An 18,583-nucleotide genomic window follows, 5' to 3' on the forward strand; every position below is an offset into this window, starting at 1 on the left:
CATCGCGCAACAACTGCTAGCGCGTGAAGTGCCTTGCAGCGTGCCAACCTATACCGCCAATATTACCTTGGTCTAATCTTCGCGCTGTAATCCAGGCGGCCATGCTGCCATGCACGAGAACTTTCATCCGGTTGGCGGGACGTCTGACAAGGAAATAAGCGCAGTGCGGCCTCGCGGAACCGAATACGGCGATCACCTCCGCCGAGGAAGTTTTAAAACCGAGCGCATTCCGTCGGTACCGTGGCCAGCCAAGTCCATCGATACGGGTCGTCTTGCGACGCGCTCGTATGTATTTGCGTACAATCGATGGAACCATCGCCCGCTGAGAGGGCGACGTAGCGCCCCTCAAGGCGATGTATAGAGCCAGCGTGACAAAGCCGTCGGTGCGCACGGATGCAGCGCTTTGGCTACTTACGGCAGCGGATTTCCCCCAGTAACGCCGAAAACTTCGCCGGTGATGTAGCTCGACTCTTGATTAGCCAGCAGTACGTAGATCGGCGCGCATTCCGCTGGCTGACCAGGACGGCCCATTGGAGTCTCCGAACCAAACTCCGGGATCTTCTCCTGGGGCTGGCCGCCGCTCGGCTGGAGCGGCGTCCAGAAAGGGCCAGGCGCCACGGCATTGACCCGAATGCCTTTGCTGATCACCTGCTTGGCCAAGGCCTTCGTGAAAGCAACGATGGCGGATTTGGTAGGGGCGTAATCAAGCAACGTTTCAGAAGGCTGGTACGCCTGGATCGAAGCTGTGTTGATGATCGTAGCACCTGGACTTAAGTGCGGCAGAGCGGCCTTACATACCCAGAAAAGCGCGTAGACATTGGTTTTAAATGTCGCGTCGAACTGCTCGGTCGTGAGATCGGCGATGTCCTTTTGGGCGGTCTGCTTACCAGCAACATTCACCAACACATCAAGCCCACCCAAATTTTCTACTGCCTGGCTGACCAATTGTTTGCAGAACGATTCGCTTGTCAAATCGCCGGGAATGCAGACTGCCTTGCGACCCTCGGCTTCGATCAGCGCAACCACTTCCTTGGCGTCGGCTTCCTCTTCTGGTAGGTAATTCAGCGCGATGTCTGCGCCTTCTCTTGCGTAAGCAATGGCGGCAGCGCGACCAATCCCGGAATCAGCACCGGTAATCAGGGCCTTGCGCCCCGCCAGTCTGCCGAAACCTTTATAGCTGGTCTCGCCATGGTCTGCAGCGGGCTGAAGTTTATGCACGGTGCCCGGCGGCGTTTGCGGCTGCTTTGGAAATTCCGGCTGCGGGTACTGAGTCAGTGGGTTCTGCATCGAGTATTGGTTTTCAGTCGCCATGGTGAACTCTCCTGCGAGACGTCTTAACCAGTTGACGGCATTTGCGCCAACAGGATTCCTAACGTCGGAGGGTGTTTGAAAACAAAACGTTCAGTCTTTTGAAGCCAGCGGAGCGTCCAGCTATCGCTTACTCCCATCCTCCAGTCTGTGAGCGCAACCACGTAAACTTTGAGGATTATCCCGGTCAATAAAGGGGCTGCTAAAGGGGCGCGCGGCGCACTGACGAGAGTACTAAGTGAATCAAGCAGGAGAATCCTGATGATCGGTAAGAAAGCGCTATGTCATCTGAGCTTTGCCACGTTGTGCGGGTTGACCAGCTTCAGCCAGGCCAGTGAACAGCCGAGCGTGACAATGGAAAGGCCTGGTGCCGGCGTCGAGGAAATCAAGGAAGGTGACAACGCTCCGATCAATACCAGCGCGAATCGCTGGCTATAAAGAACTGGGAAAAACACCACTTGAGTGCGCCTGGGAAGAACCAGCAATGGGTAGAAATCAAGGACAAATATGCGCTGATCGGTATCCCTACAGAGACGATCAAAAAAATGGTCGGTAGAAATAACCCCATTCTCGACGGCTGACTCGCCTGTAAAAAGCGCATACCGGGTAAGAGGCAGTTAAGTCCGGTTTAAACCCATACGGAGGGAGCAATGACTCTGGAGTAACTGGATTTGCTTGAGCGTTTGCTTATGGTACATGGGCCCGGCGGTCAGGAGGATGAGGTTAGAAGCATCTGTCGCGTTGAACTTGAGCCTCATTGCGACAAGGTCGATGTCGACAGGGCAGGGAATGTGATCGGGGTTATACGGTCGCAGCACCCCAGTGATCTACATGGCCACGCACACTAACGAAATGCACCACAACACAATCCACCGAGCACCATGAAATAGGGCAGGGCCACATAGGCGCCACGCAGATTGCCCACAAAGTCTGGCTGGAACTTGCTCGTGAGCTTCAAGGGGCGTGTTCTCAAAGCTTCCGACGGCGCCGAAACCTGCGTTGTTGATCCAGATATCGATGCGACCGTTCCAGAACTCTGCGGCGCGCTCTGCGAGATTTTTCATTTGCTGGCTGATAGTTACATCGGTGGTCACTGCGACAGCGGCCGTGCCGCAATCTGTGCACTCACCCTAAACCTCGTACAGCGCTTCCTCGTCCCTGGCTGTAATACTCGTCGCGCGCCTTCATGCGAAAGCTTTGGCCGTAGCCCGGCCAAACCGCTAGATGCCTCAGCAATGACTACCCACTTTCCACTCAACTTCCCGCTGTCCTGTTGCTTCGGCTCATTTGAAGCTGCAAAGGCTCCGGCGGAGCCGGTGAATCCATTTGCAGCAGCGAGCTGAAGAGTTTTCCCGCGTACCAGCGTCAGGGTGAGGTCGGAGATCGTCCCCGCAAGACGGTCTGGACTAGGCTTTCCGGTCGAGTCCAAATCATCGTAGAAAAATTCTCGACCTTCCAGGCAGGGGATCATTAATCAGTTCCACTGAGCACTGAATGGGCGGAACATTTCGCGTTTGTCCTTCATTTCAAAATTAGATGTGACGGATCATTTTTGACGCGAGTGTGTGCCTCCTCAAATGAAATCAAGTGAACTTTCCCTAATAAACTCGCTTCCTTATCGAATAGGATGAGGGCAGGTTCGCGCCTTCCTACACAGAGGGACTCGCCATGGCACGTGGAAGCAAAGACGGGTACACCGACGAGCAAAAGCGCAAAGCTGAGCACATTGAAGAGAGCTACGAGCGGAAGGGTACGCCGAAAGACGAAGCGGAAGCGCGCGCTTGGGCAACCGTAAACAAACAGTCAGGAGGGGGTGAAAAGGCTGGTGGCTCGGGTAGAAAAACGTCGCACGCTACGAAAGAACAGACCAAATCTGATACGGGCAAAAGAGCGGCGCAAACACGCAGGGGCCGTGGCGGTGATTCTAAAGCTTCACTTGAGATGCAGAGCAAGGAAAGCCTGATGAGTGATGCCCGTAGTCAAAATATTTCTGAACGTTCGAAGATGGCCGAAGCTGAGTTGATCGAGCGCTCAAAAGAAGTGATTCAAACCAACCTGACTGTGGAGCGGAGTGATGCATACAGACTCCCCTTGGTCATGATCTGAGTTTTCTAGAGCCGGTGGAGGTCAGATGAATCTGTTCCAGCGCAATACCCCTGTGTTTACCGGCGCACTGGTGGCGCTCGTTGGACTATTGCTGTTTGGCGGCGGTATCTGGCTGGTAATGCTGCACGGGTCACCCTATTACTTGCTGGCAGGGTTAGCTCTGCTGATAACCGGTGTCGGTTTGATCAGGGGCCGATGGTGGTCGCTCTGGGTTTACGGTCTGGCCTGGTTGGGGACGGTTGCGTGGGCCTTATGGGAAAGCGGCTTGGATGCTTGGGCCCTGGAGCCAAGGCTTCTCGTTCCGACCTTGCTGGGTCTCTACTTGCTGCTTCCTCGCATTCGTCGGCGGCTGCATCCAGGTAAGAGCATCTCATCTGCAGGCAACGTGATTTTCCCTCTGGTTGGAGTGCTGCTCGTTGGTCTGCTTTTCTTCGCTCATCCCTATCCCAAAGATCCGCCAGAACAGGCACAAGCACAGCTGACGCAGGCTTCATCTTCGCCTCAAGATGTCGACAATGACTGGCGTTACTACGGTCGCACGCCTCGCGGTGAGCGTTGGTCTCCGCTCACGCAGATTGATCAGCAAAACGTCGACCAACTTCAGCCTGCCTGGGAATACAGAACGGGCGATGTTGCGAGATCCGGAGAAAACAAGGATGGCTACGAATTCAATTTCGAAGTCACTCCCATCAAGGTGGGCGACACACTTTACATCTGCACGCCGCACAGCCAGGTCATCGCACTGGATGCCGTATCCGGTGCTGAACGCTGGCGTTTCGATCCCAAACCAGAAACAGGGAACAATGCTTATCTGGCCTGTCGTGGCGTAGCTTATTACGAGGCCCCGGCAGGTACTGACTGCCCGCAACGGATTATTTCTCCAGTCGCCGATGCCCGCTTGGTTGCGCTGGACGCAAACACGGGTAAGCCATGCGCGAGCTTTGGAGATCATGGCTTCGTTTCTTTGAAACAGCATCTGGGTGATGTGCCCAAAGGTTTTCATTTCGTGACGTCGCCGCCATTGGTCGTCCGTGATCGAGTGGTACTTGGTGGGTGGATATATGATGGCCAGAAAACCAACGAGCCCTCGGGTGCGGTGCGTGCGTTTGACCCAATCACAGGTCAAATTGCCTGGGCATGGGACGTGGGTCGTCCCGAAAGCGTCATCAGCCACCCCGGGCCCGATGAGAATTTCACTGTAGGCACCCCCAATGCTTGGGGTGTATACACCGCCGACGTCAAGCGCGGCTTGGTGTATCTGCCAACTGGCAATGCAGTGCCGGACTACTACGGTGCTAAACGCCGGCCATTCGATGAAAAGTACTCTAGCTCCGTGGTTGCGCTCGATATCGAAACAGGTGCGCCTCGGTGGTCTTTCCAAACCTTGCACCATGACCTTTGGGACATGGATGTGCCCATCGGCCCGACGCTGGTAGATCTGCAGGACACCAACGGCAAAACTGTTCCCGCTCTGGTGCAAACCACTAAACGCGGTGAGTTGTTTGTCCTTAATCGCGAAACTGGGGAGCCTGTTGCCCAGATTGCAGAGAAGCCCGCACCTCAAGGTGGCTTGCCTGGTGAACCTGTGTCCGCAACGCAACCTTACTCAGTGGGCATGCCTTCGTTTGCACCACCTCAAATAGAGGAGAAGGATACTTGGGGCGTAACTCCTATCGACCAGATGCTATGCCGAATAGAGTTCCGGCGCCTAGATTACAAAGGCGCGTTTACGCCGTTCGCCCTGGATAAAAAAACGTTGGTGTATCCAGCATTCGATGGCGTCATCGACTGGCATGGAGCATCAGTTGATCCTGAGCGCAAACGCTTGTATGCCAACCTGAGCTACATCCCGTTTGTTGCGCAGACTCTTGAAAGGTCTGAGGCGGAGAAAATAGGTCTGGTAGAGCCATGGGATGGCAAGGGACAGCCTCCAAGGCCTAAGAAGTTCGCCATCAATCCTCAGTACGGCACACCTTATGTGGTCAAGGTCGATCCGTGGCTTGGGTTGTTGGGCGCACCTTGCAAAGCTCCACCGTGGGGGCAATTGGCAGCAGTCGATCTGCGCACTCGTTCCGTCGTCTGGAAACATGATGTAGGCACAACCCGTGACATGGGGCCCATGGGGCTACATATCAACCTGCCTTTCCCAACAGGGATCTTCAATATCGGCGGCAACGTCACTACTCGATCCGGGCTCATATTTATGGGAGCAACTGCGGATGACTATCTGCGCGCATTTGATGCGCAGAACGGCAAAGAACTCTGGAAGGCTCGGCTGCCTGCCGGAGGGCAGGCAACGCCAATGACATACATGGGCAAGGACGGCAGGCAGTACGTAGTAATTGCGGCTGGTGGTCACGGTGGTTTACAGACTCGGTCGGGCGACTACGTCGAGGCATATGCATTGCCGAAAAGAGGGGAGCCATGAGTACAAACATCAGCGCTGCGGGCTTGAATACCCATTTCGGAAACGGCGATGAGCAGTGCGCTCGAGCGCTTCGTTCCACTCCGCGAGTGAAAAGCGATGAAGCGATCTTCCCGTAATAATCTAACCTGGGTTTTGGCAGGCTCCGCAAGCCTGTGTGCAGTGGCCGGCTGTCGCATCTATCGCCGTTTGGTTCGCACGCCAGCGCTGAGCGAAAAAAGCCTGCAACTCGGCATTAAGGGCGAGTACATACAGGCCGGGCCTTGGCATATGTTTACCCGGAGCGTTGGCGAGGTAAATGCGCCAGTGGTGGTGCTGGTTCATGGCTTGGTCATTTCCAGTCGCTATATGGAGCCCTTGGCGTTGGCATTGGCGGCGAACGGGTATCACGTGCTGGCCCCGGATTTGCCCGGCTATGGCGAGAGTGTCATCGGTTCGCCGCGCAGCTCCCTGAGTATCCAAAGCCTAAGCGACGCTCTGTTTTTGTGGCTGGGCGCAATGAATGTTGGGAAGGCTTCATTTATCGGTAATTCCTTCGGTTGCCAAGTGTTGACTATGCTAGCGGTGCGCCATCCTGCAGTCGTCGACCGTCTTGTATTGCAGGGGCTGACTGTCGATCCGGATGCGCGAAATCTCTTCACTCAGATAAGCCGCGCCTTTCTCAACGGACGTCGCGAGCGCCGGAGATCGAGTGCTGACATCGGCCGGGTCGACTATGCCAAAGCCGGCCCTTGGCGCGCTTTGAGCAGCATGTACAGACTGATTCGGGACAGAGTCGAAACCCGTCTGCCCTTAATCCAATCCCCGTGTCTGATCCTGCAAGGTACACGCGATCCGGTAGTTCCGACGCCGTGGGCGCAACGAGCATGCGACTTGTTGCCAAACGGCCAATTTCGGCTGGTTGAGGGTGCCACTCATACCATGAACTACGTGTACCCCTTCAGTTTCGCCTTAGCAGTGGCAGATTTTTTGGACGGAAACAATCATGCCGGAAGAATCGATAAATGAGTCGGGCCCCACGTGGTATCGCCCGTTTTGATTCCGCTGCGGCGATGGTTCAGGCGTTGGCGGCTGCGCTGCATGATAAGGCCTTTACCAGCCCGAGCCAGTCAGCTGTTATGGACAAGTTGATGCTTGTCCTTAATGCCTTGCCAAGCAAATCCCGAGAATTGATTTACGCTTTCGGTGGAATGGCTGAAGGCATAGGTAAAGGACAGGCGCGACGATTGGATCTCGAGGCCATCAGTGAGTGGTTAGCCGGGCAATACCCTGATCGACGGTACCCTGCTGCATTCATTGGTTCTTCGAACGGTGCCATGATTCATCTGGCAGCTGCAATGAAAGTCCCTTGGCTGCCGCAGACCTTCTTATGTCCCGTACGTGCACTCGGGAACGATCCAGACGACGCCCAGCGTGCTTTTCAGGAAGGACTGGGCACCGTCACCAACTTACTTGAGGCCGATGAGCGAATTGCAGTGCATCACATGCATGATCCGAATCAGGATCGTTTGATGCTCCAACAAATGACGTACTTTCGGCTCAAGTTACAGCGTTTACCGCTTGCTTACCGGGAGTTCCTTTTGCGCAACTTACCGCGTGGCGGCACGCTCTATGTGAACCGTTGCGATCGACAATGGCCCGTCACGCGTACTGGCGCACGCTCAATCTTCCAGTTTGGGGCCACAGGCGGCGCGATAGAGGCGGAGTACTTTCATGGCTCACCGCGCGTCGCTGAATATTTGAGGCGGTACGATATTCCTCGCACACATTGGGAACCACCGACAACGACCGAACTTACGCCCGAGGCAGAGTGGGGGTTCGACCCTGCATTGCTCCAAGATCTGAAAGAGTTGGCTGAGCAACGTCAATGGCGTGTTATCGAAATCAGCTATGTAGAACCTGAAGCATTAAGCGTTCCCACCGCCGAAATTTATCGGCAATGGTATGACGATCAAGGCGTTGAGGCCAAGCGTCTATTGGTCGGCAGCTTTTTGCTATGCGACCCTCATACGACCTTGAGTCTCAGAGCCATCCCTCTATGGCTGCTTTTCGGCGTAGAACCTTCCGCTGAGCTTCTGGAGCGGTTCCTTGCGCAGGCAGCAGGCCCGGAGCAGGTCGATCTGATGTTGTTTTCTCATGGCACGGAAGGGGTGGGTTTAGCCACCATGCAACGCTGGTGGCGGGCGCTAAGCCGAGCAAAAGGGCAGACTCAATTTATAGGAGTTGACCCTCAACGCTATCCTCGGGATTTCGCCACCTTCACTCGTTTCGCAAAGGATCTTCAACGGCTAACGCCCCGCTTTGATCCGCTTCCACCGATGAAACTCGATTTCTTCGAACAGGCACTGCAGCGTCACGGGGAGGCCAGGGAGATCAAAGTTCAGACGCTTCGTGAGAATGAACCGTGAACTCGATAGTGTACCTGCTCACCTTTGCAGGCGCCGCGATGCTGCTCCTGTACCTTTCCGGCCTCATGGCAATTTATTGGTTGCAAGGACGTCTGATTTACCCTGGTGAAAGAACCACTCGGGCCCATCCGCTGGATTTTGATCCACGCTTTGTCTGGACGTCTGTGGTGACGGCAGACGGTCTTGGACTTGCGTGCAGGTATTGTCCTCCTGTAGCCGGTTCGCCGCTGTGTATTTTGCTGCTACATGGCAATGGAGAGGATTTGCGTAGGCGGTCAGCAATCGCGGAACGGCTGGTCGACGAAGGCTACGGGGTTCTGCAGGTTGAATACCGTGGATTCGCAGGTAACCCCGGTCGACCGAGTGAGCAGGGCCTTTACTCCGACGGCAGAGCAGCATTGAAGTTACTGGAAAGCACAGGACGGGCAGTGGTGATCCATGGCTATTCCCTCGGTAGCGGAGTGGCGGTGCAGCTGGCCACTGAAACACGATGCGCAGGCCTGATCCTGGAAGCACCGTTTACTTCCGTGGTAGCTGTTGCCAAAGCACGACTTTTCTGGCTGCCCATAGAGCGGCTCACCCGGGATCGCTACGATAACCTGTCGAAGATTGGTCGAGTTTGTGCACCGTTATTGATTTACGGCGGAGATAAAGATCTGGTGATTCCGACCGCTCATTTCGAGCAACTTCATGCGGCGGCAAATAAACCTTCTCAGTTCATACTGATTCGAGGTGCAGGGCACGTCGACGTATGGGAGAGCGGGGGTGAGCGTTACGTACTGGAGTTTCTGCGTACCGTCGCCGACCAGTGCTAACGCGCTGGATCTAAAAAACGTTGAGGATGATCTGCCAGCAGCGTTCTACTGCAGTCATATCTCCCGAACAATTTGTAGCGGTTCAGCGCAATCCGTCGTAACTCAGTCACGGGATACGCCTGGCACGAATCGAGCCACGCTTAGCTTGCCGATCCCAGCCAGATTTTCATCAAACTCTTGAGTGACTTGGAGCGCCGAAGGTCAGTTGGCCAACCCGGCGGTACAATACCAGGAGCCGAGCCAATGTTGCAGCGACTCAAACCGCGATACCTCTGAGAGCACTCGTCTAACTCCGCAGCATAACCGCTGAGGATTACCACATGAGCGTATGGTCATGCACTCTGGATTCGTTTTGCGAACAAGTCGCCTCACCGGCGCCTGTACCAAGCTGCGGTGCCACTGCGTGCGTCACTGCAGGTTTGGCGCTAGCGCTTCTGCAAATGGCGATTCGCAAATCTTGCGATCAGGAACTGGGAAATAATGCGCTAGGTATTGCCGCCGAAGTAGAGCAGTTGCTTGGTGTGATGAAAGCGCATGCTGACAACGACATGCGAACTTTCGGTGCCTTTATTGAGAATGGTGCTACAGGATCTTCTCGTCACAGTCGGCAGCATGCGCTTGACATAACCTTAGGTTCATTAGCCGCTGCCCGGTCGTGCTATGAGGGTATCGCGCTTGCGCAAAGCGCTATAGCAAAAGTAAAAAAAGCGCTGCATTGCGACGTGGTCTCGTCTGCATTGATGATGTACGCAAGCCTATCTGCGCTTCTCATTAACGTTGATACTGATGCCGCCAACCTTACTCCTTCTACCCACACAGAAGAGCTGACTCGAACCCGTGCCGAACTACAATCACAGGCCGATGAATTACTGGCACGTCTACGGAGAATATCGCCTGCGGCCATTGTGTCGGACGCCGTCGAACTCGGCCCTTTGGGTGCATGACGCCCTGTGGAATGAAGGAGCTTATTCCAGGTTCCTTATAAAAATAGCCCGTGCAATTTCAGTAGCTCAACGTTGTGGGGCTTCACCGATACAGATTTCAACTCAGTGTGAGTGAACCACCGGCACTCGACGATTTCTGCGCCTGGACGCGGTTGGTCAGCATCCCGGACAGTTAATCGATAAAGATGGTGTTCTTCTAGATCAAAAACATGATGTCCCAGAAATTCGGCGTCTTCGAACGCTAAGCCCGTCTCCTCCTTCAGTTCTCGACGTGCGCCTTCAACTGGTGGTTCGCTCGCTTCAACTTTTCCACCGGGGAGCGACCATTCAGGTTTCTCCTTACGGACGAACAGGATTTTCTCCGCGAATTGGCAGATGACCGTGCCATGTAATTCTCTTGAACCGCTCATGATTTCCACCTCTCGTTTAAGAGTAGGGGTTGCAGTAACGACAAAGTTCAATGGTTCCATGTCATGCAGGAGACTGGGACGGTGATTAGACGCTTGTCGAAACATGATCTTCCGCTTCGGCCCGAGTAAATCACTGAGCTGCAATTGGGACGTTGCATGCCCATAGGGCTTGGGAGGAAGCGTTACCTAGATACCGTCTCCCTTGGCTTGCGTTCAGGGCAATGAGGATCAATGGATCCGCTGCTGCCCAAACCGCGACATATTGGCAGACTGAGCGTACACCCAGACAGTATTGATTTGGGTCTTGAGTGATTTGCCTTCCTGCCGAGTCGACTTAACTTGGCAATCCTGTCCCTCGGTGTATACCGCGCCCCAGCCTCCTAGATCCAAGCAGGTGACGTATCTAGGCTGAATGTAGGGGGGCGGATCAATAGCTGAAATCTCCACGGCGATGTGCGGGACGGCTTCGTCATCATCACCGCAAGCGATGAGGGCGTGGTGGATATCCATGACTGAGACCCGCTGGTTGCACCTGATCACGCTCGCAAATGGATCCAGCCTGAAACTTCAGGTAATCGAGCGAGGAAAATCGTGATGGAACACTGTCGACAAGTTATCGACTTTCATTGGTACAGGCGTCGCAAGGATGTAGCCAACGTTCGTAATCAAGGCCCGCATTTATTCCAGACCCTCTCACTGGTCGATGATGTCGATGACTGATTTCAGCCGCAGTATGAGAGCCGGCGTATCGGCAGCTGCACACCAGCGAACTGGAAGTAGTGGGATGAGAAGGGGAGGAAGGTTTTCCCAGCGCGGCCATCTGCATGTAAAACCAGCCGGATTAGTCATGGAATTCCCTTCGTCTATTCGTACTTTCCGGCTTCAACCGGCGATCGTCCGAGCTCAATCCGAAAAGTATTTACACCATCGGGCCGGGTGAGCTGCCGGCGTATGGAACGTCCTACTGTTCCCATAAGTCTACCTGTATCTGCTTATTGGTAAGGTTCAGAAGAATGGATAAGACAATCAGCGTCGATCAACTGGCAACCACCGACCTAAGATCAATCAACGAAATATGGCTTGGCGAGACTCATCGGCTATGCCTATGGCGTGGCGAACAAGTCTTCACACACGAGATGATGAGCGAGGGCACCCACGATCAGAATGTCCGACGCCTGTGCTTGCAATTAGTCAACCCTGACGACCAAGCCGCAGTTGTCAGCGTAGAGTTGATGGTGCGCGAACAGCTAAAAAGGATGGGGAAGGAGGGCGAGTTTTATCCGGCTGAGGAGGCGGATACTCATCAATAAGAAAAGGAGCATCGTCCGTTCATAGGAATCAATCCAAGATCTTTTGTCGCTCGGCAAGAGATATTAATATGCGTTGGCCGGGTGAAAGACCTTAGACGCAACTTCTTGTAAGTGCAGGCCGTGATTTATCGTGTAACCTTCTGATATTACTCATCGAGAATTTTCTTATGTCCAAACTCGCCGAATTCCGTCAACTTGAAAAACACCTCGCCGAGCAGCTCCAGGCTCTTGAAGCCCTCAAGGGCGACGCTGGCCTCAAGAAAGAAATAGAATTCGAAACGAAGCTGCGTGATTTGCTTGCGAAATACGGGTACAGCCTTAAGGACGTGATCAATCTGCTTGATCCGCAAGCAGGCCGTCGCGCTTCGGTCGCCGAGTCCAAGACCAGAAGTCGCAAGCCTCGCGAGTTGAAGGTGTATAAAAATCCGCACACCGGCGAAGTCGTAGAAACCAAGGGTGGTAATCACAAGACATTGAAATATTGGAAAGCTGAACACGGCTCCGCGACGCTCGAGTCCTGGCTTACCAAGTGATTTTGGTTTGACTACAAAAAGGGCCTAATAGGGCCCTTTTTTGTTATCGTGTTTTAGTCAACTTCAGGGTGACTCCATAGCTTTATTCAGACGGTGGCCCTCTTACCCCTTGCGTTTGGCACGATACGTGAGCTTTAGTCATACGCGAATTTCCATTGGATGAGAGTGAGGCCGCTTGGCTTCCAGCCCGGTGATTGGCTCTCGCAACCTCAAGCAGTTGAACGTGAAGACCTTGCGCTTGAGACTTCGCTGCGCCGCGTCGATCCCGGCCCGATGCGTTTTCCTATGAGTTTAATGGGGCTGAACCCGGGCCTATGATTTTCCCGACATTCAGCCGTCAGGGCTTAAGACGGGTTGGGCCGTCGCACTTCCTCTTGCGAGGATGATTGTTATGAATTCGTCACACAAGTTCTTGTTTTGTGTTTTGCCCCTCTGTTCTGCGCTCGGTAGCGTGCCCGCGCATGCCAGTGCGCCGGATTTATTGCTGTCTATTTCCGCGCACCCGATGCAGTAGAAAAGGGGAGCCAAGCTCATGGTTACAGCTCGGCTGTCTCGGCTTACGACTGGTTATGCGTTGTTGCGCATCGAAAGAGTGGTTCATGACTACACCACCGTACCTTCGCGTGAACCGATATCAGTTATCGCGCAGATCTGTACCAGACCGGCTGGGCCACTTCGCTGGCTTCAGCGTCCGCCAAGTACATGCCCGACTACTGCTCATTCGAAATCACGACTGTACGGTAACCTTTGTTTTCGAATACCGGCAAACCGTGGTCTCAGAGAGCTCGAGCCTGTCCGCGATCTGAATAACGGACACCCATTCCTGTCTCAATCGAGCAGCCTCATGTGCTGCTGCATTAGTTTTCACATGCTCAGCAAAGACGCCGAAGCGCCCTTATGATCACCTTGTGAACGTTCAGGGCTAATGCATTCAGCATGACCGATTGCTATTACTGGTATTTATCCAGATGAGTTTCTGGCCCGTCCTTCGCAACTGCTTGGGCTTTGCCAAAGCTCTCCATCAGGCATTTGTATTCTGGGCAGACATGATCAGCAAGTATTTCAGCGAAGCGGGAACCTTCAGGACGGTTCCAGGTTTGCACGAGCTCGGCAACGATAGCGAACGTATCAGTCGGAATAGCTCCAGCTTGGGCTACCCGGGCAATAGTGATGTCCGTCGCGATCTTGCTCCAGTTTCCTGAGGCATCGACAACGCAATACGCCTTGTATCCGGCCTGCACTGCGCTGACTGCGGGAAACGCCATGCATACGCTGGTAAGAGTGCCAGCTATGATTAGGGTTTTTCGGCCAGTTTTCTCGATTTCCTTCACGAATAAAGGATTGTCCCAAGTGTTGATCTGGCCGGTGCGTGGCACAAACACCGCGTGCGGAGCGTGCTGATGGATTTCTGGAATTAACGGGCCGTTTGGCCCATCCGGCACCGACGCCGTAGTGATGACAGGGATGTTCAGCAACGTCGCGGTCTTCGCGATGGCAATTACATAGTTGCGAAGATCGGGGATGGGGACATCCCGAACGGTGTTGAAGAGTCCGCTTTGGTGGTCGATTAGCAAAATGACGGCGTCGTCAGGATCTAGCATCCCATTTGGGACAGTCATGATGGTACCTCTCATGTTCAATGTGGTGTCAAACGTGCCCCATGAACAATGGGACACATTAACCTTAGACCAGAAAGTAGAAGTAGCTGATGCTATTTTTAGCTTCGGTCGCACCGTGCTCCCCGAAATTTTTCGTTCATAAGGTGCAAAGTGCTCAGGCACAGTTGTCACCTACATAACGCATGACTCATTTATTCGCACAACTGGTCGAACATTTCGTGGCTGATCATGCGCTCGACCAGTAGTGCGGTGAAGTAACCGGTCATGGTCATCGAAGATGCATAGCCATTGTATAGCGCATCGATACGTCACAGCATTTTAACGGTCTGGCCGCATGCTCCCTCGATTTACTTCGGGGCAATCGCTCTCTATTTCCGTCATTGGCATATCGCAGCTCCTTTCGATAAACTAATGTCTTCTTGCTCGACGGATACTCCGATTCAGGAACCGCTACCGCATGAAACGCTCGCATTTATCAGTACAGCCGAGCGATATTAAGGCTAATTTTGATCAACTTACAAAACGCTGAAATAGCCTGTGGTACATTCTACTGCATAGGCGCAACTTTAATGCATCGGCCACTAACTCGATCATATCCAGCGAGGCCTTAAAGCAATTTTGCCTTATTGGAAAAGCGGCTTTTAAGGTATCGTAAGTCTCCCCTCATCTTCAACAACGCCTTTTGATTCTTTCACAGGAACATGTGCGCCAATTCACTGTTTCATAGCTACAGCAAGCGGTGAATGAACTCATTGTGTGAACATTTACCCTTGCTGGGATAATTTCAACCGACGCAAGACTGACCATGCTTGAACATACCGCAGAGAGGCCTCGCTATGCCTTAATACGAACTCGGTCAGTTGGTTGATACCCCGGTGACGGTGCGTAGTTCACGAAGATAGGACACTGCAGTATGAGCGTTTAACTGCGCATCACCTACACTGCAGCTTGGTGGTAACAGAAGCCCGGAACCTATCGATAGTCTACGGTTTAAAGAGGTTCCATGATGCGTTGGATCAACGTCAGGGAGAAAATTATGCTCAGTTATCTGTTCATCGGTGCCAACGATGTCCGAGCCTCGCTACGGTTTTATGATGCTGTCCTGGCGCCACTCGGCTACGAAAAAAATCTCTTAGAGGGACATTTCTGCTTTTCATTGTCAGACACTTCGGACAAGTCCAATGGGCCAGGAAGCATCCATATCGCTCAGCCTTTTGACGGGGAGCCCGCAACCGTAGGGAACGGCATCATGCCGGCCCTGCGAGCCCATTCTTGCGAAAAAGTGGATGAGGCATACATAGCGGGCCTCAACAGCGGTGGGACGGGTGAAGGTAAACCAGGCATTCGGGATGCGTACACCGAAAATTTTTACGTCGCATACCTTCGCGATCCGGTGGGTAACAAGCTCGCGGTTTTCTTCAAAGGATGATGGGCATCACCGATTGAACGTCATCGCGGTGAAAGTCAAAAATCGAGGTTCTTGAGGCGAACTGAGCGTTCCGTGTTATGCCCCTACTTCCCTTGTGCAGCTCCAGTAAGCGTTCAGGTAGACATTCCAATAAAACTTTATCCTGACTGGGAGGGTCATCCGTAGGCAGCCATCCTCATCAGAGTGTTGGTCATCAAATACTTGGAGAATCCCAATGAGCTTGTTCACCACGATTTTGGAAAAATTAGGAATAGGTAAGCACGCTGCCTCGCCAGCCCAAGCCGCTCCTGCTGCACCTGTTACCGGCGCCTCAACTGAGAAAACACAGAACTCGCCTTCAACGCCGACGGCTGCAATTAGTGAAGTGGATGTTGCCTCCAAGCTGGAAGCTTTGGCCGGTCAGCAAAGCGAGAACCTCAACTGGCGCACTTCGATTGTTGACTTACTAAAATTATTGAACATCGATAGTAGCCTTGGCGCCCGTAAAGAACTCGCTGCAGAGTTACATTACACGGGTTCAACTGACGATTCGGCAGCCATGAACATCTGGCTCCATTCGGCAGTTATGAAAAAACTGGCGGAAAATGGCGGGAAGGTTCCGGCAGATTTGTTGGACTAAATAGGCCTTCCTCAATCACAACGTGCATTAAAAACTTACCGTCTTCCTAGGTCTGCATCTAGGAACGACGGTAGGCACGGATTACCGCCAACGCCTGACCCGTGTCACACAAGCTACCAGCCCATATAAAATTATCAGGACAACGATCTCACACGTCGATTTGAATTTCCAAATCACCATTATCTAAGGTGCGCTTGTGGGCTACCCTACCGACCAAATGTCCACCTAAGGCGTAAATAGTCAACGAGTGAGCTTTTTCCAAATCCTTTGGAAGTGGCGCTAACACCTGCAATTGAAAAGCACCGGGTGTGATAGGAGTAATTACGACTCTGCATTCCGCGCTGTTCGAAATTGGGCCAAGCAGGGTATCCCGCATATAATTCAAGCGCGCCGTCATAACAGTCATAGCAAATACCTCGAAAATGAGACAAGTAATCTGTGGGTAGCCCTCTCCTATGGCTAGACGGCCTCCGTGTCATCGAGTTCAACCTCCACGGCTGACGGTCGTCCAACCGACATGCGGGAAATTTTTCCGTGTGTTGCACGAAGATGTTCGGTGACTGTAGCGTGAAGTCTGGAACCAGTTTTAGGTGACGAAATCATCAGCGAGCTAGTTCGCTCTGAGCCGTAACTGCGATCAGATATTCGAATTAATCGTCCATACCGAGATTATGAATGCGTGTACATCATCACTGAGATGCACTCAGGTTTTACCTGCTCACTTAGATTTTGCTTCTAAAGCATACGCCAAATTACACTGTCTTTAAGAATTGTCTTGATCTCTACAACTGCAGTAGTCATCGGGTCGGCCCGACCGGGAAGTGAGAAGGCGGATTCGAATGAGCAACGACTTGAATTAGAGCTTTCGCGAGTTTTGCAGGATCGCCAGGCTGATGGCAGTCGTACTGTTCATATTCAGACGTAACGCTGCAGAGTCAGCGGTCTAGTCTGTCATCGCGAAGCTACTGTATCGCACTGAAGAGGCGTCTAAAAAATCATTGCGAAAAAAGTCCGGCAATACCTAGTCACTTGTTGCCAAATGGTGCGAATTCTAACGCAAAAGGTGTAGAGAACTCAGTGACCGCGACTTTGCTCGCGCAATAAATAGAAGTTCCCGCGAAACCTGCTAATCCATCAACAGATGAAATATTTAAAACATGCGTTGCAGGTGGTGCACGCTCGCGTATCGTGCATAAGGCCAAACACATTAGTTGAAAACTGTGCCTGAATTACCCTTCGCAGATTTCTTCGAAGGGCCCCACCTGTCCGTAACTCGCATTAACGAAACTGCTGACCTTCCAGCCAACCTCGGGCCGTCATCAGTTCCGGGCCCAGGTGATATTTCCCATCGAGGACGAAGCCCGTGAAATGCTTTTTACGTTTGAGACCCTCTACGACGTGACGCTGGCCTGCCTCCATACCGGTTGCAGGGTCTATCATGAAGATGCCCTTACATTCGCTAGTGTTGCGATAGAGCGTCGGGCAAAGCTTATGTTTCATCGGAATGACGGACAACGTTGAATATCATGATATCGACGGTCGGTAAGCGAATAAATCGGACACCCAAATTAAAAGCACCTCCAACCTACATGCCCCTACGTTGAGGGCACTGAGAGGTGTGTATGAACAACGATCCGAAGCTTCAAGGCGGTATCGGTGAGAATGACCCGATGCCTACGTCACCTGATCCATTGAGCCCTGGTCGCACTGAAGATGACCCAATGAGGGAGGACGGAATCGACGAATTTCCTGACAATGAAGGCGAGCGCCCGCTTGATGATGACAACACGGGACTAGATCCTGACAGGGCACGTGAAGAAACGGATAACGCTTTGAAGAACCAGCAGGATCCGCGCTGAACATCAAACTAGGCGGCGAGAAGTTGAATTTACAACCGATTTTATTTTTGCCCGAAAATTGGCCCGCGAGGGAGGCGGGCCAACTCACTAAAGGAGTTGTCACAACCGTACAATTGCAAATGTGAAATTATCGTGATGACTGATTCGCCGCTTTTTCAAAAGAAAAAACAGTCAAGGATAATGGAGAGGTTGTTTGTAAGGTGTTCGATAACTGCTCTTGCAGGCTTGGAAGAGCTGCCTCTTTGAGCGGCCCCTCGTTCGCGGAATTCTGATCCCGTGTCGACGGAGAAAGCTTTTGCTGTAGATACTCGATCTGCTGCCCCACGAAATGAGCTGAGTATGCTGCGGTTGAAATCACTACCGCGACTCCGAGAATGGCACTTACCTTGAAGGCTGACATGGCGCTCCCTTATCTACTACATCGGCTCAATCATAATACGTCCAAGAGTCGAGGAACCAGCTCCAAGGGCGTTGGTAGGATTGCTCAAGATGGACGGAACCCTAAGAATGGCGTAGCCGTAAGATCGCGTCAGTGATGCCCTGAGCGTTTCTGTCCAACGTTGCCATGGCGGTAACTGCGTTAACCGCAGCGTCTTCCCCTCCCTTGTTTGAGAGACACGTAGTAATCTCCTCAATAGCTGCACATAGTGCATGCTGATTGTGCAAGAGCAGTGTAAGAGCATCAGCTGCAGCTATGTTAGCTTCAGAACTAGGTGATGACATGAGTAACTTCCTTGAGTGATGTCTCGGTAGACTAGCGCAGTTGCGAGAGAGCATGCCCAATAGTGCATCATGCGC

The 18,583-nt window shown here is 52.9% G+C and carries 22 protein-coding genes and 1 pseudogene; 13 read left to right on the forward strand and 10 right to left on the reverse strand.

Features of this window, described 5'->3' with window-relative positions; translation table 11 throughout:
• Positions 1–411: 411 nt before the first annotated feature.
• Positions 412–1,311, reverse strand: coding sequence for an SDR family oxidoreductase (locus tag EL257_RS12160; RefSeq protein WP_126362853.1), 900 nt, complete (start codon positions 1,309–1,311; stop codon positions 412–414).
• A 258-nt stretch (positions 1,312–1,569) separates the two neighbouring features.
• On the opposite strand from EL257_RS12160, the gene EL257_RS27750 reads away from it, so the two are divergent.
• Both EL257_RS27750 and EL257_RS28385 read left to right on the forward strand, forming a co-directional pair.
• Complete coding sequence (locus tag EL257_RS27750) at positions 1,570–1,746, forward strand: hypothetical protein (RefSeq protein ID WP_172604475.1); 177 nt, start codon at positions 1,570–1,572, stop codon at positions 1,744–1,746.
• Between the two features lie 20 nt (positions 1,747–1,766).
• Positions 1,767–1,889, forward strand: a complete 123-nt coding sequence (locus tag EL257_RS28385; protein ID WP_419866597.1) for a hypothetical protein — start codon at positions 1,767–1,769, stop codon at positions 1,887–1,889.
• Between the two features lie 302 nt (positions 1,890–2,191).
• On the opposite strand, the pseudogene EL257_RS28390 reads toward EL257_RS28385, so the two are convergent.
• Positions 2,192–2,767 (reverse strand): annotated as a pseudogene (locus EL257_RS28390) (SDR family NAD(P)-dependent oxidoreductase); the annotation flags it as partial.
• A gap of 209 nt (positions 2,768–2,976) precedes the next feature.
• Here EL257_RS28390 and EL257_RS12175 point away from each other — a divergent pair.
• The 6 genes from EL257_RS12175 (at position 2,977) to EL257_RS12205 (ending at position 10,006) form a co-directional block, all read left to right on the forward strand.
• Positions 2,977–3,414 (forward strand): termination factor Rho, encoded by a 438-nt coding sequence (locus tag EL257_RS12175; protein ID WP_232013077.1) that lies wholly within the window; start codon positions 2,977–2,979, stop codon positions 3,412–3,414.
• Positions 3,415–3,439: 25 nt separating this feature from the next.
• A complete protein-coding gene (locus EL257_RS12180) occupies positions 3,440–5,842 on the forward strand; it encodes a membrane-bound PQQ-dependent dehydrogenase, glucose/quinate/shikimate family (protein WP_126362855.1) in 2,403 nt (800 codons plus the stop codon).
• Positions 5,843–5,938: 96 nt separating this feature from the next.
• The gene (locus EL257_RS12185) at positions 5,939–6,847 is read left to right on the forward strand and encodes an alpha/beta fold hydrolase (protein WP_126362857.1); all 909 of its coding nucleotides are present in this window, start codon (positions 5,939–5,941) and stop codon (positions 6,845–6,847) included.
• Positions 6,844–8,247: a hypothetical protein gene (locus tag EL257_RS12190; protein WP_126362859.1), complete on the forward strand. Its 1,404-nt coding sequence runs from the start codon at positions 6,844–6,846 to the stop codon at positions 8,245–8,247. Before EL257_RS12185 ends, EL257_RS12190 begins: the two co-directional genes overlap by 4 nt.
• 8 nt (positions 8,248–8,255) lie before the next feature.
• Positions 8,256–9,062 (forward strand): alpha/beta hydrolase, encoded by an 807-nt coding sequence (locus EL257_RS12195; protein WP_197722581.1) that lies wholly within the window; start codon positions 8,256–8,258, stop codon positions 9,060–9,062.
• Between the two features lie 320 nt (positions 9,063–9,382).
• The gene (locus EL257_RS12205) at positions 9,383–10,006 is read left to right on the forward strand and encodes a cyclodeaminase/cyclohydrolase family protein (RefSeq protein WP_126362861.1); all 624 of its coding nucleotides are present in this window, start codon (positions 9,383–9,385) and stop codon (positions 10,004–10,006) included.
• Between the two features lie 35 nt (positions 10,007–10,041).
• Here EL257_RS12205 and EL257_RS12210 read toward each other — a convergent pair whose 3' ends face one another.
• Positions 10,042–10,416 carry an NUDIX domain-containing protein gene (locus EL257_RS12210; protein ID WP_126362863.1) on the reverse strand — a complete coding sequence of 125 codons (375 nt, stop codon included), beginning with the start codon at positions 10,414–10,416 and terminating at the stop codon, positions 10,042–10,044.
• A gap of 228 nt (positions 10,417–10,644) precedes the next feature.
• Complete coding sequence (locus EL257_RS12215) at positions 10,645–10,926, reverse strand: hypothetical protein (RefSeq protein WP_419866598.1); 282 nt, start codon at positions 10,924–10,926, stop codon at positions 10,645–10,647.
• A 503-nt stretch (positions 10,927–11,429) separates the two neighbouring features.
• On the opposite strand from EL257_RS12215, the gene EL257_RS12220 reads away from it, so the two are divergent.
• Both EL257_RS12220 and EL257_RS12225 read left to right on the forward strand, forming a co-directional pair.
• Positions 11,430–11,726, forward strand: a complete 297-nt coding sequence (locus EL257_RS12220; protein WP_126362865.1) for a hypothetical protein — start codon at positions 11,430–11,432, stop codon at positions 11,724–11,726.
• 167 nt (positions 11,727–11,893) lie between these two features.
• Entirely contained in the window at positions 11,894–12,259 is a 366-nt protein-coding gene (locus EL257_RS12225; RefSeq protein ID WP_126362867.1) for a histone-like nucleoid-structuring protein, MvaT/MvaU family, read from the forward strand.
• Positions 12,260–13,209: 950 nt separating this feature from the next.
• Here EL257_RS12225 and EL257_RS12230 read toward each other — a convergent pair.
• Positions 13,210–13,878, reverse strand: coding sequence for an isochorismatase family protein (locus tag EL257_RS12230; protein ID WP_126362869.1), 669 nt, complete (start codon positions 13,876–13,878; stop codon positions 13,210–13,212).
• Positions 13,879–14,881: 1,003 nt separating this feature from the next.
• Here EL257_RS12230 and EL257_RS12235 point away from each other — a divergent pair.
• Positions 14,882–15,307, forward strand: a complete 426-nt coding sequence (locus EL257_RS12235; protein ID WP_232013078.1) for a VOC family protein — start codon at positions 14,882–14,884, stop codon at positions 15,305–15,307.
• A 214-nt stretch (positions 15,308–15,521) separates the two neighbouring features.
• A complete protein-coding gene (locus EL257_RS12240) occupies positions 15,522–15,926 on the forward strand; it encodes a DUF3597 domain-containing protein (RefSeq protein ID WP_126362871.1) in 405 nt (134 codons plus the stop codon).
• Positions 15,927–16,074: 148 nt separating this feature from the next.
• On the opposite strand, the gene EL257_RS12245 is transcribed toward EL257_RS12240, so the two are convergent.
• The 3 genes from EL257_RS12245 to EL257_RS12255 all read right to left on the reverse strand — a co-directional run bounded on the left by EL257_RS12245 (position 16,075) and on the right by EL257_RS12255 (position 17,441).
• Entirely contained in the window at positions 16,075–16,332 is a 258-nt protein-coding gene (locus EL257_RS12245; protein ID WP_126362873.1) for a hypothetical protein, read from the reverse strand.
• A 619-nt stretch (positions 16,333–16,951) separates the two neighbouring features.
• Positions 16,952–17,134: an SDR family NAD(P)-dependent oxidoreductase gene (locus EL257_RS28395; protein WP_126362875.1), complete on the reverse strand. Its 183-nt coding sequence runs from the start codon at positions 17,132–17,134 to the stop codon at positions 16,952–16,954.
• A 70-nt stretch (positions 17,135–17,204) separates the two neighbouring features.
• Positions 17,205–17,441, reverse strand: coding sequence for a hypothetical protein (locus EL257_RS12255; protein ID WP_197722582.1), 237 nt, complete (start codon positions 17,439–17,441; stop codon positions 17,205–17,207).
• A 107-nt stretch (positions 17,442–17,548) separates the two neighbouring features.
• On the opposite strand from EL257_RS12255, the gene EL257_RS12260 reads away from it, so the two are divergent.
• On the forward strand, positions 17,549–17,785 hold the full coding sequence (locus EL257_RS12260) for a hypothetical protein (RefSeq protein ID WP_126362877.1): 237 nt from the start codon (positions 17,549–17,551) through the stop codon (positions 17,783–17,785).
• A 127-nt stretch (positions 17,786–17,912) separates the two neighbouring features.
• On the opposite strand, the gene EL257_RS12265 is transcribed toward EL257_RS12260, so the two are convergent.
• Complete coding sequence (locus EL257_RS12265) at positions 17,913–18,185, reverse strand: hypothetical protein (protein ID WP_126362879.1); 273 nt, start codon at positions 18,183–18,185, stop codon at positions 17,913–17,915.
• Positions 18,186–18,286: 101 nt separating this feature from the next.
• Complete coding sequence (locus EL257_RS27965) at positions 18,287–18,508, reverse strand: hypothetical protein (protein ID WP_126362882.1); 222 nt, start codon at positions 18,506–18,508, stop codon at positions 18,287–18,289.
• Between the last annotated feature and the right edge of the window lie 75 nt (positions 18,509–18,583).

The organism is Pseudomonas fluorescens (assembly GCF_900636825.1).
Lineage (GTDB): Bacteria > Pseudomonadota > Gammaproteobacteria > Pseudomonadales > Pseudomonadaceae > Aquipseudomonas > Aquipseudomonas fluorescens_BG.